The organism is Falsiroseomonas sp. HW251, from assembly GCF_050563545.1.
Taxonomy (GTDB): domain Bacteria; phylum Pseudomonadota; class Alphaproteobacteria; order Acetobacterales; family Acetobacteraceae; genus Falsiroseomonas.
This window is the reverse complement of record NZ_JBNXUM010000020.1, coordinates 25,169-40,318: the sequence shown is the minus strand read 5'-3', so window position 1 is coordinate 40,318 and position 15,150 is coordinate 25,169. Positions and strand designations below refer to the sequence as shown.

Here is a 15,150-nt window from a genome sequence, read left to right as displayed (position 1 = left end):
GAAAGCTGACGGGAGAACGGACCCATGCGACGCAATCTGCTTGCCTTTGCCGCCGCGACTGCCGTCATGGCGGGCAGCGCGACCGCGCAGACCCTGACCATGGGCGTGCGCGCCGGGCCCGAAAGCATGGATCCGCATTTCACCGCCACCGGCACCCATGCCGAGGCGCTGATGCATGTCTTCGAGACGCTGACCCGGTCGGGCGACCAGCTGCAGATCGAGCCGGGCCTGGCGGAATCCTGGCGCGTCGTCGACGCCACGACGTGGGAATTCAAGCTGCGCCGCGGCGTCAAGTTCCACGACGGCAGCGAGATGACGGCGGAGGACGTCGTCGCCTCGATCCGGCGCATGCAGACGCTGTCGGGGCCGAACCCGACGCGCATCTATGTCCGCCGCATCACCGACGTCCGCGTGGTGGATCCCTACACCCTCCACATCATCACGGGCGGGCCCTCGCCCACGCTGCCGAACGACTTCATCCGCCTCTTCGTCGTCTCGGCCCGCGCGACCGCGGGGCTGACGCCGGAGAACTCGAACGAGGCCTTCAACGGCGGCCGCGTCACGATCGGCACCGGTCCCTACCGCTTCGACGCCTGGACCCCGCGCGAGGTGTTCAGCATGAACCGCTTCGACGAGTACTGGGGCGGCCGCCCGGCCTGGGCGCGCCATGTCCGGCGCGAGATCCCGAACGACGCCAACCGCGTAGCGCAGCTCCGCACCGGCCAGGTGGACATGATCGTCCGCGTCCCCGCCGCCGACATCGCGACGCTCGAACGCGACCGCAGCCTGCAGATCGTCAAGGCCGACACGGTCTATGTCTTCAACTTCCAGTTCGACTTCCGTGAGAACTCGCCGCAGCTGAGCGCCCGCGATGGCTCGCGCCTGGCGTCCAACCCCTATCGCGACCCCCGCGTGCGGGAGGCGATCGACCTCGCCATCGACCGCCGCGCGCTGGCCGAGGTTGCGATGGAGGGCATGGGCACGCCGCAGGGCCAGATGGTCACGCCCAACATCTTCGGCTTCAACCCGAACCTGCCGATCCCGACGCCCAACATCGCCCGCGCGCGGGAGCTGCTGGCCCAGGCCGGCTTCCCCAACGGCTTCCGCATGCCCGTGAACTTCACCAATGACCGCCTGCCCGGCGACCGCGGCGTCGGCACGGCGCTGGCGCAGATGCTGGCGCGCATCGGCATCGAGGTGCAGGCCGCCGGCCAGCCCGCGGCTGTCGTGTTCCCGCAGCGCACCCGCGGCGAGCTGTCCAACATGATGGCGGGCTGGGGCACGCTGACCGGCGAGGCGAGCTACACCTATTCCTCCAACTTCCACACCAACAACCCGCAGCTCCGCCTCGGCGCCTTCAACTGGCACGGCTACTCCAATCCCGAGATGGATCGCCTGATCCAGGCCTCGGAGTTCGAGCTGGATGACGCCAAGCGGCGCGAGATCCTGCAGCAGATCGGCGCACTGGCGGCGCGGGAGAGGATCGCGCTGCCGCTGGCCTCGGTGAACTCGGCCTGGGCGCTGCGCCGCGACCGCGCGACGATGTCGGGCGGGCGCGCGGACGAGGAGACCTATGCCTGGAACGTGACGCCCGTCGCGGGCCGGTGACGCGTCCCGATGACCGCAGCGGCGCAGCCGCGAAGGTCTGAATCGGGCCGCGCATGCGCATAGCGGACAGCAACTGGCGCGACGTCGAGGAGTACCTGCGCCATGACGACCGCTGCGTGCTGCCCTTCGGCAGCACGGAGCAGCATGCCGGCCTCTCGCTCTGCGTGGACGCGATCCTGGCGGAGCGGGTCTCGGTGGAGGCGGCGGAGCCGCTGGGCGTGCCGGTCTATCCCGCCATGCCCTTCGGCCTCGCGCCCTATTTCGCGGCCTTCCCGGGCAGCGTCAGCCTGCGCGTCGAGACGCTGCTGGCCGTCGCGCGCGACCTCATCGACAGCGTCGCGGCGTCGGGCTTCCGGCGTATCCTCATTGTCAACGGGCATGGCGGCAACGCGCCGGTCGGCGCGCTCGCGCTGCAGATGATGACGGAGCGGCCGGAGCTCTCGATCAAGTTCCACAACTGGTACAACGCGCCGCGGACATGGGCCGCGGCGATGGCGGCCGAACCCTCTGCCAGCCACGGCAACTGGTTCGAGAATTTTCCCTGGACGCGCCTGGCCCACGCGCCGGCGCCCGACGGGCGCAAGCCGCAGGTCAACACCGCGCTCATGAAGGCGTCGCCACCCCTGAAGGTGCGGGAGCTGCTGCAGGACGGTTCCTTCGGCGGGCCGGGGCAGCTGCCTGATGTGGTGACGCGGGCGATCTGGGACAGCGGCGTTGCCGAGACGCGAGAAGCATTGGAAGGTCCATGGCCGACCCGATAGTCATCTGGGGCGCCGGCGCGATCGGCGGGACGCTCGGCGCCTATTGGGCGCGCGCGGGTCACGACGTGCTGCTGGTGGACAACGTGAAGGAACACGTCGAGGCCTGCCGCACGACGGGCCTCAACATCTTCGGCCCCATAGAGGATTTCACGATCCGCATCCCCGCCGTGACGCCGGAGGAGCTGACCGGCACCTATTCCCGCATCGTGCTGGCGGTGAAGGCGCAGGCGACAAAGGTCGCGCTGCCGATGCTGGCGCCGCACCTCGCTCCCGACGGCTTCGTCTTCTCCGCCCAGAACGGGCTGAACGAGATCGAGATCGCGGAGGCCGTCGGTGCCGAGCGCACCATGGGCTGCTTCGTCAATTTCAGCGCGGACTGGCACGAGCCCGGCCGCATCCTGTTCGGCGGCCGCAGCGCGGTGGCCGTCGGCGAGATCGACGGCAGCATCCGCGACCGCACGCGGGAGATGCACGAGCTCTGCCGGATCTTCGAGCCCGAGGCGATCCTGACCGACGACATCTGGGGCTATCTCTGGGGCAAGATGTCCTATGGCGCGATGCTCTTCGCGACCGCGCTGAACCACGATTCCATGACCGCGAACTTCGCGGATCCCGCGCGCTTTCCCGCCTGGCTGGCGCTGGGGCGGGAGGTGGTGGCGGTGGCCCTCGCCCGTGGCGTCACGCCGCGCGGCTTCGGGCAATACGACCCCATGGCCTTCGCGCCTGGCCGCGACGTCGCGGAAGCGCACGCGGCGGTGGACTGGCTGCGCGACTTCAACGCGCCCAACGCCAAGACCCATTCCGGCATCTGGCGCGACCTCGCGGTGCGCAAGCGCAAGACCGAGGCCGGCGCGCAGCTTCTCATCGTGCCGAAATCCGCGGCGGAACTCGGCATCCCCACGCCGGCGCTGGACGCGGTCGGCCGCCTGATCGCCGACGTCGAGGACGGAAAGCGCGAGCAGTCCGCCGAGACCTTCGGCGAACTCATGAAGGCGATTTCTTGAGCGATCCCGTTCTCGCGACGCTGCTGGACGACCGCGCCGGCTTCGTCGCGCGCCTGGCCGAGCTCGTGGCCTGCCGCTCCGTCTCCACCGATCCCGCCTATGCAGAGGGGATGGCGGCCGCGCGCGCCTGGTGGCGAGGGCGGCTCGCCGCGCTCGGCTTCCGCGATGTCGAGGAGATCGGCGTAGGCGGCCATCCCGCCGTCACCGCGCGCTGGCACGGCGCTGGACATGACGCGCCGACGCTGCTGGTCTATGGCCATTACGACGTCCAGCCGCCCGACCCGATCGAGGCCTGGGCCTCGCCGCCCTTCGAACTGACCGCGCGCAACGGCCGGCTGCATGCGCGCGGCGTCTCCGACGACAAGGGCCCCTCGCTGCTCGCGCTCGAGGTGCTCGGCGCCTTCCTCGCCACCGAGGGCCGCCTGCCCGTCAACGTCACGGTCCTGCTGGAGGGCGAGGAGGAGATCGGCTCCCGCACCATGGCCGCGCTGCTGGACGCGCATCGCCACCGCTTCGCCGCAGACGCCGTGCTGTCCGCCGACGGCGCGCGCTGGCGCGCCGACCTGCCCACCATGACGATCGGCACGCGCGGCAACATGGCGCTGGAGATCACGCTGCGGACCGCGGCGAAGGACCTGCATTCCGGCAGGTATGGCGGCGTCGCGCCGAATGCGCTGCATGCCATGGTGCGGCTGCTGGCGACGCTGCATGACGAGGACGGCACGATCGTGGTGGACGGCTTCACCGACGGCGTGCCGCCGGCGACGCAGGGCGAGCGCGCCGCGCTGGCCGCGATTCCCTACGACGTTGCCGCACATGACGCCGCCATCGGCATCGCGCCGTCCGGGCGGAGCACAGCCGAGTTCCTGGAGCGCCTCTGGCTGAAGCCGACGCTCGACGTGAACGGGCTGTGGGGCGGCTACACCGGCGCCGGCGGCAAGACCGTCATCCCGGCGGAGGCGCATGCGAAGCTGTCCATGCGCCTGGTGCCGGGCCAGGTGCCGGCGAAGGTGGCGGACGCCCTGGCCGCGCATCTGCGCCGGCACTGCCCGAAGGGCGCGACGCTCACCATTGAGGCGACGCGGGACGGCACGGTGGCGACGCTGCTGGAAGGCGACCATCCCCTGCTGGTCGCGGCCGAGGATGCGCTGGAAGCGACGACGGGCATGAGGCCGCTCCGCGTACGGATGGGCGCGACCCTGCCGCTGACCGACATCGTGAGCCGCGTGCTCGGCATCGGCACGGTGATGTTCAGCTTCGCCACGGCCGACGAGGATTTCCACGCGCCGAACGAGAACTGGCGGGAATCCGCGATCGAGGAAGGCTTCGCGGCCTGGGTGGCGCTGCTGCGCGCGCTGGAAGGCAAGACGCGGGGGGATTTCGCAGGGTTTCGGAGGGGGTAGCGCCGTCTCAGAACGGCGCGTCGGCCTTCGCCGCCGGTATCCGCTCATCCTCGACACCCACCCGCGCGCGCACCACCGTCACGCTGCAGGCAGCCTCCGACGCGACCTCGGCCGAGACGCTGCCCAGCACGCGGCGCTTCAGTGACCGCGCCCGCGCGCCCAGCACGATGTGGTCCACGCCGTTCACCCGCGCATGCTCCAGGATCGCGCCTGCGGGGTCCACGGATTCCAGCACATGGAACGTCACGCGCCCCTCCGCCAGGCCGAGCGCGGACGCCCAGTGCTTCAGCTCGATCAGCCGCTGCAGATGCTTGTTGCGGCCTTCCTCGTCCAGCGTGGTGTCGAGCGCGATGCGGTTGGTGCGCAGCACGTTCAGGCAGGCCAGGCGCGCGCCGGGCAGCGTGGCCAGGATGCGCCCGACGGTCTCGCGCATCGCCTCGTGCAGCGCGGGATCGGCGGCCAGGTCCACCGCGACGGCGACAATCGGCGCGGCGGCCGCTGCCTCGGCGCAGGAGACGAGCCGGCGGAAGCGGGGCTGGTGGTCGGGATGGAAACGGCGCTGGATGGCCTTCGCCCAGCCATCCTGCCTTTCCTTCCGCGCCCGCGCCGTCAGCGGCACCTGGTCGGGATGGCGCAGGTCGAAGGCGAGTTGCGCGGCCGTGGGATGGCGGCGGTCGGGCTGCACTTCCAGGCAGCGCAGGATGATCTCCTGCAGCCAGTCCGGACAGTCGCGCCGCAGCGCCTTCGGCGGCTTCGGATCGCGCCAGATCCGGCGCTTCAGGCCGGACAGGCGCTGCGGGTCGCCGAAGGGCCGCTCGCCCGTCGTGAAGAAATACAGCATCGCACCCAGCGCAAACAGGTCGCTGCGCGGCTCGTCGCGGATGCCCATGATCTGCTCCGGCGCCATGTAGGGCGCGGTGCCGTAGGGCAGCCGGAACTCCTCCTCCATGAGGTCCGGCAGCTGCGCGTGGTGCGACAGGCCGAAATCAACCATGACCGCCTCGCTGGTCGGGCGCGTCAGGATGTTGGAGGGCTTCACGTCGAGATGCACCACATTCTGCCGGTGCAGCGCGTCCAGGGCATCGGCTATGCGCGCGCCGAGATCGGCGATGCGCTCGACGGCCAGCGGGAGCTCGTCGAGCAGCGGCAGCAGGCTCGTGCCCGGGATGCGCTCCATGGCGAGGTAGGGCCGGCCGTCGAAGCCGCCGGCGCCGGCGAAGCGCGGGACATGCGGGCCCGAGAGTCGCGGCAGGATCATCTGCTCCATCTCGAAGGAGACGATGGCCGCGGGATCCTCGCCTTCCGCCAGGCGCGGCGCCTTGACCAGGAGCGGGAAGTCGAAGCCGGGATGCGTCGCCGCGAACAGCACCGCCATGCCGCCGACATGCAGACGCTCGCCGATGCGGAAGCCGTCGATCTCCTCGCCTTCGGACAGCTGGTGCCCGGCCATGCTCAACGCCCCTGGAACAGGCGCGACGCCAGGCGTTCCGGCAGGCCGGCATTGCGGATCTTCTCCGCGGCCGCCGCGATGTCGTAGGGCACGCGCAGCGTCGTCAGCTCGCTGCTCGCGGTGTCGTAGATCGCATAGGCCGCCGCCGGCTCGCCATCGCGGGGCTGGCCGACGGCCCCTAGCACGGCGAGCCAGCGGCGCGGACGCATCAGAGGCACGGGGATCTCCGCCACCGGCCGGAAGCTCACCAGCTTCGCCGCGGCGGTCAGCCCGTACAGCGCCGGGACATGCACATGGCCGCAGAAGGTCACGCGGGAGTGCGTGGCGTCGATGCTGGCGCGCGCATCCTCGGCATCGGTGACGTAATGCCATTTCGCGGGCTCGAGGCCGCCGGCATGCACGTACAGGCGATCCTCCTCCTCCACCTCCAGCGGCAGGGCATCGAGGAAGGTCTTCGCCTCCGCGTCTAGTACCCCGCGCGTCCAGGCCGCGGCAGCGGCCGCATGCGCGGACATGCCGCCGCGCTCGGTCAGCGCGGCCTCGTCGTGGTTGCCCTTGATGACGACCGCCCCTGCCTGCGCGAGGTCCATCGCGCGCCGCGCCGTCCAGTTGGGATCGGCGCCATAGCCCACGATGTCGCCGAGGATCACCAGGCGCTGCGCACCGCGGCGTTCCGCATCCCCGAGGCAGGCCTCGAAGGCCTCGCGGTTGGCGTGGATATCGCTGAGGATGGCGAGTTTCATGCAGGACCCTCGCCGGGATAGGGCCCGAGGTCCCGGGCGAAGCGCCGCGCGCAGTCCAGGCCGAAGGGCGTGGGTGCGAGGGAGGGCGGGCGCTCGACCACCTCCGGCAGGCCCATCCGCCAGCCCGTCATGCGCTTGCCGTAGCAGAGGAACATCGCGACGCCCTGCATGGCGAAGGCGATCATTGGCGCGATGCGGCGGTACTCCGCCTCGGCGCCGGCCTCGTCGGCCGCGGCGAACAGGTCGAAGACGCGGGCCTGGACATCGGCGCATTCCGGCGCGGGGATCATGCCGGCGCAGCCCGCGCGCAGGCAGTCCGGCAGTTCGAGGCCGGCGCGGCCGTTGAAGACCGTCAGCGCGCCGCCCGTCGCCTCCACCAGGCGCTGCACGTCCACCGCGCTGTCCTCGGCCTTGATGAGGCGGACGTTGGCATGGTTGCGAGCCAGCGCCGCGACGCCGCCGGGCGAGAGGCCGACACCGATATAGGCCGCGGCGTTCTGGATGCCGAGCGGAATGGCGCTGCGGCGGCCCACGAGATCCGCGACGCGCCCGTACCACGCGACGTATTCCGCCTCGGGCAGGCCGCGCACGGGCGGCGGCTGCAGGATGATCCAGGATGCGCCGAGCGCTTCCGCGTCGATCACGAAGGCCGCGGCTTCCTCGGCCGTCGCCTCGGCGACGGTGACCGCGAGCGGCACGCGGCCCGCGATCTCCTCGGCAGACCAGCGGATGACGTCGCGCTTCTCCGTGGGGCTGAGCTTGTTGACCTCGGTCGCCAGGCCGAGGACGGCCAGGCCATGCGCGCCGCCCGCCAGGCAGCAGCGGACCTGCCTGCGCATCGCGGCCTCGTCCAGGCGTCCGTCGGCAGCGAAGAAGGCGTAGAGGATGGGATAGATGCCGCGGAAATCAGTGGTCATCGCGCGGTCTCCTGCAGGGCTGCGACGGCGGCGTCGGCCAGCGCGGCCGGGGTAGCCGCGACGTCGAGTTCGATCACGCTTTCCTCCGGCGCGGGTTCCTCGAGCGTCGCGTATTGGCTGGCCACCAGGCTCGCCGGCATGAAATGGCCCCGGCGTGCGGCCTGGCGCGACGCGACCAGCGCCATGTCGCCGCGCAGATGGACGAAGCGCAGCGCCGGGGCTGCCTTGCGCAGGCGGTCGCGATAGGCGCGCTTCAGCGCGGAACAGGTCACGACGGCCCCCTGCGCCGCCTGCGCCGCGAGATGCGCGCCGATGGCGTCGAGCCAGGGCCAGCGGTCGTCATCGGTCAGCGGCTGGCCGCTGGACATCTTCGCAATGTTGGCCGGCGGATGGAAATCGTCGGCGTCGCGGAAGGAAAGGCCGAGCCGTTCGGCGATGAGCGTTCCGACCGTGGACTTGCCCGCGCCGGTCACGCCCATGATGACAAGCAGCGGCTTCATGGTTGGACCGGCCGATTCACGGCTTCGCGCCGTTCGGCGCTCCGCCGATCGGACGGTCGGGCTCGAGATGTCCGCCGAACGCATTTCGCATCGCGGACAGGGAGCGATCCGCGAAGGGTCCGTCCTGGCGGGACCGGAAGCGTGCGTAGAGCGCGGCGGAGAGCACCGGCGCCGGCACCGCGCTTTCGATCGCGGCCTGCACGGCCCAACGCCCCTCGCCGGAATCGCCGACGCGGCCGGAGTAGGACGACAGCTCGCCATCGGCCGCGAGCGCCTGCGCCGTCAGGTCGAGCAGCCAGGACGCGACGACGGAGCCGCGGCGCCAGGCCTCGGTGATGTCGGGCACGTCCAGCGTCAGGCGATGCGCCTCGGGCAGGCGGTCGCTGTCGGCCTGCTGGAGGAGTTCCAGCCCCTCCGCCATCGCCTGCATCATCCCGTATTCGATGGCGTTGTGGACCATCTTTACGAAGTGGCCGGCGCCGTTCGGGCCGCAATGGACATAGCCCTGCGGCGGCCGCGGATCGGCGGCGGGATCGCGGCCGGGGGTGGGCGGCGCGGCGCCTTCTCCCGGCGCGAGCGCGGCGAAGACCGGGTCGAGCCGCGCGACGGGCGCGGCCGGTCCGCCGATCATCAGGCAGTAGCCGCGCGCCAGGCCCCAGACGCCGCCGGATGTCCCGATGTCGAGGAAGTCGATGCCCTTGTCGCGCAGCATGGCGGCGCGGCGGATCGCGTCCTTCCACATGCCGTTGCCGCCATCGATGGCGACGTCGCCGGGCGAGAGCAGCGTCGCGAGTTCGGCGATCGCGCCTTCGGTCGCGTCGCCCGCGGGCAGCATGACCCAGACCGCGCGCGGCGAGGCCAGGCGCTGGACGAGGTCGGCGAGGGATGTCGCGGGCTCCGCGCTCTCGGCAGCGAGCGCGGCGACGGCGGCGGGATCGCGGTCGAAGACCACCGCGGGGATGCCGGCCTTCGCCAGCCGCCGCACCAGGTTGCCGCCCATACGGCCGAGGCCGACCATGCCGAGGCGCATTGTTCCTCCCTCGCTCGTCTTCTCCCTCCCCCGCTGGCGGGGGAGGGCCGGGTTGGGGGTGCTTCGTTCAGCGCCGCCCTTATCCTCGCACCGCCACCCATCCCTCCCCCGCTTGCGGGGGAGGGCAATCGGCGGCGGGAGAGGTAGCGCCAAGCTTGCGGGGGCGGCGCCGTCAGGACAAGCCGCGGGTCAGCGCTTCCTGCGCAGCGCCATCAGCACCCGCTCCGGCGTCGCCGGCAAATCGAGGTCGGCCGTGCCGATCGCGTCCTTCAGCGCGTTCCACACGCTGGTCGCGAGCAGCAGCGGCGGCTCGCCCACCGCCTTGGAGCGGAAGATCGTGTCCACCCGTGCCGCCGATCCCTCCAGCAGCCGCACGTTCAGCACCGGCGGCACGTCGCGCGAGCCCGGGATCTTGTAGGTGCTCGGCCCCACCGTGCGCAGGCGGCCCTGCGCGTCCCACCAGAGTTCCTCGCAGGTCAGCCAGCCCACGCCCTGGACGAAGGCGCCCTCGATCTGGCCCTTGTCCACGGCGGGGTTGAGGCTGCGGCCGCAATCCTGCAGCAGGTCGGCGCGCAGGCACCGGTGCTCGCCGGTCAGCGTGTCCACGATCACCTCGGCGATCGCGGCGCCATAGGTGAAGTAGAAGAAGGGATGGCCGCGCATGGCGACGGGATCCCAGTGGATGTCGGGCGTGCGGTAGAAGCCGGTCGCGGACAGCGACACGCGCTCGGTGAAGCAGAGCTTCGCGAGCTCGCCGAAATCGAGCCAGCGGTTGGCCCCCGCGCGTTCCGCCCAGGCGCGGTTGTCCGCGAAGATCACGGCCTCCGGCGCGATGCCCCATTTCTGCGCGGCGACCTCCGCCATGCGACCGCGGATCGTCATCGCCGCGTTGTGCGCGGCCCAGCCGTTCAGGTCGGACCCGGTGGAGGCCGCGGTCGGCGCGGTGTTCGGCACCTCGGCCGTGGAGGTCGCCGTGATGGCGACGCGCTCGAGGTCCACGCCGAAGACGTCGCAGACGACCTGGGCGATCTTCACGAAGAGCCCCTGCCCCATCTCGGTGCCGCCATGGTTCAGGCGGATCGAGCCGTCGAAATAGACATGCAGCAGCGCGCCGGCCTGGTTGAGATGGCGCAGGCCGAAGGAGATGCCGAAGGCCAGCACCATGCTGCCAAGACCACGCCGCAGGGTGGGATGCGAGGCGTTGAAGGCGTCGATCGCGGCGCGGCGGCGGTCCCAGTCGGAGCCGCTCTTCGCCTCGGCCCATGTGCGTTCGAGCAGGTCGCCCTCGACACGCTGGCCATAGGGAAGCTCGTCCGGATTGCCGCCGACGCCGAGGAAGTTGCGCGCCCGCACGTCCTCCGGTGACTTGCCCAGCGCGGCGGCGACGCGGTGGACCACATCCTCCATCAGCAGCGCGCCCTGCGGCCCGCCGAAGCCGCGGAAGGCGGTGTTGGAGACCGTGTTGGTCTTCACGGCCTGGCAGGTGATGGCGAGGTCCGGGACGTCGCAGCAGTTGACGGCATGCGTCACCGCGCGAAAGACCACGCCGCCCGACATGTCGAGGCTCCAGCCGCCATCGGCGGCCATGAGCGCGTCCAGCCCCAGGATGCGGCCGGTCTCGTCGAACCCCGCGGTCCAGCGATAGAGGAACGGGTGCCGCTTGCCCGTCGCCGTCATGTCCACGCGGCGTGGCAGGCGGAGCTTCACGGGGCGACCGATCACGCGCGCGGCGATGGCGGCGGCGGCGCCGACCCAGCTCGCATTGCTCTCCTTGCCGCCGAAGCCGCCGCCCATGCGCCGGCAGGTCACGGTGACGCGGTTGTAGTCGCAGCCCAGCACGCGGGAGACGATGTGCTGCACCTCCGACGGGTGCTGCGTCGAGGAGACGACCTGCATCTCCCCGTCCTCGCCGGGCGTGGCGAGGGCGACCTGGCCTTCGAGGTAGAAATGCTCCTGCCCGCCGGCCCGCAGCTCCGCCGAGAGCCGGCGCGGCGCGGCGGCGATGGCGGCCGCGGGATCGCCGCGGCGGATCGTCTGCGGCGGCACGACGTCCTGGCCAAGCTCCAGCGCGCGCTCGATGGACAGCACGGGCTCGAGCGGCGCGATCGCGGCCTTGACGGCCTGCGCCGCGCGCAGCGCCTGGTCGCGCGTGTCGGCGACGACAATCGCCAGCGGCATGCCCGCGAATTCGACGATCGGGTCGGCAAACAGCGGCTCTTCCTTGCCGGCGGGACCGATGTCGTTCTTCCCCGGGATCTCGCGCGGTCCGATCACCGCGATGACGCCCGGCATGGCGCGCGCAGCCGCGATGTCGAGCGCGGTCAGCGTGCCATGCGGCAGATCGGACAGGACCAGCGCCGCGTGCAGCATCCCCGGCACTTCCGGGATATCGTCGGCGTAGCGCGCCTCGCCCGTGGTGTGCTTCAGCGCGCTGTCGTGCCGCAGCGCGGCGCCGGCGCCCTTGCGGGGGAGCGTGCCGTCCATCACACCGCCTCCGCGAAGCTCGTGACCTCATGCGCGATGTCGGGCCGCGTCGCGCGCAGATGCAGGCGCTTCAGCAGGCCCTGCGCGACGGCCAGGCGATAGGCCGCAGATCCGCGCCAATCCGACAGCGGCGCGATGTCCTGCGCCACCGCCTCGGCCGCCGCCGAGACGGACGCCGCGTCGAAGCGCCTGCCGAGCAGCGCGGCCTCGGCTTGCGCGGCGCGCACCACCGTCGCGCCGACGCCGCCGAACGCGAGGCGCGCCTCGGCGACAACTCCAGCTTCCTCCCGCACCAGCAGCGCCGCGCCGACCGTCGCGATGTCCTGGTCGTGGCGCTTGCTGATCTTCTCGCAGGCGAGATGCGCGCCGGCCCGCGGCCGCGGCAGGAAGACCGAGACGATCACCTCGTCCGGATCGAGCGCGTTCTTCCGGTAGCCCGTCAGGAACCGCTCCACCGGCAGTTCGCGCGTCCCCCGCACCGACGCCACGCGCACCGCCGCGCCGAGCGCCACCAGCGGCGGCAGCGCATCCCCGATCGGCGACGCCGTGCCGAGATTGCCACCCAGCGTCCCGAGCCCGCGGATCTGCCGCGATCCCAGCCGCGCCAGCAGCGCCGCGAAGGGCGCGAAGCCCTCCTCCTGCCGGCAGAGATCCAGCAGCACGCCATACGAAACCGCGGCCCCGATGCCCAGGCCGTCGGTGCGACGCTCGACGGCGTGCAGCTCCGGCACGTTCAGCAGGCAGATCACCTCCGGCGGCACCTCGCGATGATCCGACACGCGCAGGCCGAGATCGGTGCCGCCGGCCAGCAGCCAGGCCCCGGGCTTCTCGGCGCGCAGCGCGAGCAGGTCCGGCAGCCGCGTCGGCAGATGGAAGACCTGGCCCGGCGCCTCGAAGGTGGCGGGCGCCATCGGCGCTGGCGGCAGCAAGGCGGTGGGCGCCTCGTGCTCCAGCTTCTCGAAGACCTCGACGATCGGGCGGTAGCCCGTGCAGCGGCAGAGATTGCCCGCGAGCGCCTCATGCACCTCGCCGCCCTGGCGGGCATGCGCCCAGGCCGACATCACGATGCCCGGCGTGCAGAAGCCGCATTGCGTGCCGTCGCTCTCGGCCATCGCAACCTGGATCGGGTGCGGCGCGCCGTCCGGCCCGCGCAGGCCTTCGACCGTGCGGACCGCGCGGCCATGCATCTGGCCCAGCATGGCGAGGCAGGCATTGATCGGCGTGCGGCGCGCGCCGTCCTCCAGCACCACGGTGCAGGCGCCGCAATCGCCCTCGGCGCAGCCTTCCTTGGTGCCGGTCAGCCCCTGGGCGCGCAGCCAGTCCAGCAGCGACGTGGTGGGGGAGGCGCCCGGCGGCAGCGCCACCGGACGCCCGTTCAGGGTGAAGCAGATCCCGCTCATGCCCTGGAGTTAAGCAAAGCCCGCGCCGCGGTTCGACCCCAACCGCGGCGCGAACCCCTCAGGCGAACACGAAATCGCTGCCGGGCAGTGTCGTGGTCACGCCCTGCAGGAAGACCTCCTGGCCCGTGGCGATGGTCAGCGCCAGGCCGTCGACGCCGTCACGCGTCGCGACGGCCTGCGTGACCTCCTTGATACCCTCGAAGCGCAGGATGTCGGTGCCGTGCTGGAAGTCGGTGATCACGTCCTTGCCTTCACCGCGGCCGAAGACGAAGCGGTCGGTGCCGTCGCCGCCCGTCAGCGTGTCCGGGCCAGCGCCGCCGCGCAGCCAGTCGTTGCCGGCGCCGCCCAGCAGCAGGTCCGCCCCCTTCCCGCCGCGCAGCCAGTCATTGCCCTCGCCGCCGACCAGCGTGTCGCGGCCGACCTCGCCCATCAGGGAATCGGCGCCGGCCCCACCGATCAGGCAGTCCGCGCCGTCCCCGCCCGCCAGCGTGTCGCGGCCCAGGACACCGATGATCGTGTCGTTATTCGTCCCGCCGGACAGGCTGTCGGAGGCCGCGGTGCCGATCAGGCTCAGTCCGGATGGCACGACGGGCGGCGGCGAGATTACCCCGGGGTCGGCGACCGGCGGCGGGACAGGCTCCGTGCCCGCCGGCGGGGTCGTGCCGGAGGCGGCCGGCGGGGTCGTGCCGGAGGTCTCGAGCGGCGCGCCCGTGGTGCCGATCCTCAGTCCATCGGCCTGCACCCAGATCGGCATGCCCTGGTCGTCATAGACGGCGTTGCCGCGCCCCGTGCCGTCGGCGCCGGCAAGGCGGCCATAGCCATGCGCGTAGAACAGCGTGCCGTCCGCCGAGACCGGCGCATCGAAGGTCACGACCAGCGTGTCGGCGTCCACCACCGCCGTGGCGGTGGCGTGGATCTCCTGCCCGCCCTGCGCCACCGTCCAGCCCACGCCATGCGCGGCGTCAGCGTCCAGCGCCTGGAAGCCATGCGCCTGGTCATGCGCGACATCCACCTGGACCTGGTTCGGCCCGACCAGCGCGGCACGCACGACCTGCGGCCCGAGGTCGTCGATGTTCCCGCCTGCGGCCGCGACCGGCGAGCCGGGCCTGGCGTAGGACGCGAAGCTCTCGGCGATCGCGCGGGCCGCGCGCATCAGCGTCTGCATCCCGTCCTCGGCGTCCATGTGCGATCCGCCGTAGTCGCGGGTCTGCCAGTTGCCGTCGAGGTCGTCGTAGTCGATGTCGGTGTCCTGCGCCCGCGCGGCGATGCCGCCGTTGAAGGACGCGTCCCGCGCGAGTTGCTCCATGCCGAGGCGGATGGCGTCGTGCCCCTGCTCCGTCCCCCAATACGGCATGGCGGAGACGAAGAGATAGGGCGTGGTGGAGGCATCCTGGCCCAGCGCCGCGCGCACCGCCTGCGCGTCGTGGCGCACCGCCGACATCCATTCCTCGGCCGTCAGGTCGCCGCGCTTGCTGTCGTTCTCGCTGTGGAACCAGAGCGTCGCAGTCGGGTCGTCCCTCTGGTCGGCCGGCAGGCCGCCGACCTTGGCCAGCAGCGAGTTCTCGTCGAAGGCATTGGTCCAGCCCTGGCGCCAATCGCCGTTGCGCGCGGTCAGCCAGTCGCCGATCAGCGCGCTGCCGCCGAAGGCGGTGGAGGCGTTCTGGTCGAAGCGGTCATAGACCAGGCTCACCGTGTCATGCGTGCCGTCGAAGCCTAGTAGCCGGGCGACCTCGGCCTGCAGGGCGCCGGATCCGGCCCAGCCATTGGCCTCCATCGCCAGGATCGCATTGGACTGGCCGCGCACAAGGACGTTCAGGTTCATCAGGGGCTCCCTGGCCGTGGACAGGGAC

The 15,150-nt window shown here is 71.8% G+C and carries 12 protein-coding genes; 4 read left to right on the top strand and 8 right to left on the bottom strand.

Annotation, left to right across the window (positions count from 1 at the left end):
- Positions 1-24 precede the first annotated feature (24 nt).
- Genes ACLF3M_RS22370 through ACLF3M_RS22355 form a run of 4 tightly spaced genes read left to right on the top strand, consistent with a single transcriptional unit; the run spans position 25 to position 4,776 of the window.
- Complete coding sequence (locus ACLF3M_RS22370) at positions 25-1,608, top strand: ABC transporter substrate-binding protein (RefSeq protein WP_430659201.1); 1,584 nt, start codon at positions 25-27, stop codon at positions 1,606-1,608.
- Between the two features lie 53 nt (positions 1,609-1,661).
- Complete coding sequence (locus ACLF3M_RS22365; RefSeq protein WP_430659200.1) at positions 1,662-2,369, top strand: creatininase family protein; 708 nt, start codon at positions 1,662-1,664, stop codon at positions 2,367-2,369.
- On the top strand, positions 2,354-3,373 hold the full coding sequence (locus ACLF3M_RS22360) for a ketopantoate reductase family protein (RefSeq protein WP_430659199.1): 1,020 nt from the start codon (positions 2,354-2,356) through the stop codon (positions 3,371-3,373). Before ACLF3M_RS22365 ends, ACLF3M_RS22360 begins: the two co-directional genes overlap by 16 nt.
- Positions 3,370-4,776, top strand: coding sequence for a M20/M25/M40 family metallo-hydrolase (locus tag ACLF3M_RS22355; RefSeq protein ID WP_430659198.1), 1,407 nt, complete (start codon positions 3,370-3,372; stop codon positions 4,774-4,776). Before ACLF3M_RS22360 ends, ACLF3M_RS22355 begins: the two co-directional genes overlap by 4 nt.
- Before the next feature lie 7 nt (positions 4,777-4,783).
- Here the strand turns inward: ACLF3M_RS22355 and ACLF3M_RS22350 are convergent, their stop codons facing one another.
- From ACLF3M_RS22350 to ACLF3M_RS22315, 8 genes are read right to left on the bottom strand one after another with little or no spacing between them, the layout of a single operon-like run.
- Entirely contained in the window at positions 4,784-6,226 is a 1,443-nt protein-coding gene (locus ACLF3M_RS22350; protein WP_430659197.1) for a serine/threonine protein kinase, read from the bottom strand.
- Between the two features lie 2 nt (positions 6,227-6,228).
- Positions 6,229-6,969 (bottom strand): metallophosphoesterase family protein, encoded by a 741-nt coding sequence (locus ACLF3M_RS22345; RefSeq protein ID WP_430659196.1) that lies wholly within the window; start codon positions 6,967-6,969, stop codon positions 6,229-6,231.
- Complete coding sequence (locus tag ACLF3M_RS22340) at positions 6,966-7,886, bottom strand: dihydrodipicolinate synthase family protein (RefSeq protein WP_430659195.1); 921 nt, start codon at positions 7,884-7,886, stop codon at positions 6,966-6,968. Before ACLF3M_RS22340 ends, ACLF3M_RS22345 begins: the two co-directional genes overlap by 4 nt.
- Positions 7,883-8,386 carry a gluconokinase gene (locus ACLF3M_RS22335; protein ID WP_430659194.1) on the bottom strand — a complete coding sequence of 168 codons (504 nt, stop codon included), beginning with the start codon at positions 8,384-8,386 and terminating at the stop codon, positions 7,883-7,885. The genes ACLF3M_RS22340 and ACLF3M_RS22335 overlap by 4 nt, the downstream gene beginning before the upstream one ends.
- A 16-nt stretch (positions 8,387-8,402) precedes the next feature.
- Positions 8,403-9,569: a phosphogluconate dehydrogenase (NAD(+)-dependent, decarboxylating) gene (gnd, locus tag ACLF3M_RS22330; protein WP_430659193.1), complete on the bottom strand. Its 1,167-nt coding sequence runs from the start codon at positions 9,567-9,569 to the stop codon at positions 8,403-8,405.
- A gap of 36 nt (positions 9,570-9,605) precedes the next feature.
- Positions 9,606-11,900, bottom strand: a complete 2,295-nt coding sequence (xdhB, locus tag ACLF3M_RS22325) for a xanthine dehydrogenase molybdopterin binding subunit (RefSeq protein WP_430659192.1) — start codon at positions 11,898-11,900, stop codon at positions 9,606-9,608.
- Positions 11,900-13,300: a xanthine dehydrogenase small subunit gene (locus tag ACLF3M_RS22320; protein WP_430659191.1), complete on the bottom strand. Its 1,401-nt coding sequence runs from the start codon at positions 13,298-13,300 to the stop codon at positions 11,900-11,902. The genes xdhB and ACLF3M_RS22320 overlap by 1 nt, the downstream gene beginning before the upstream one ends.
- 58 nt (positions 13,301-13,358) lie before the next feature.
- On the bottom strand, positions 13,359-15,122 hold the full coding sequence (locus ACLF3M_RS22315) for a calcium-binding protein (protein WP_430659190.1): 1,764 nt from the start codon (positions 15,120-15,122) through the stop codon (positions 13,359-13,361).
- Between the last annotated feature and the right edge of the window lie 28 nt (positions 15,123-15,150).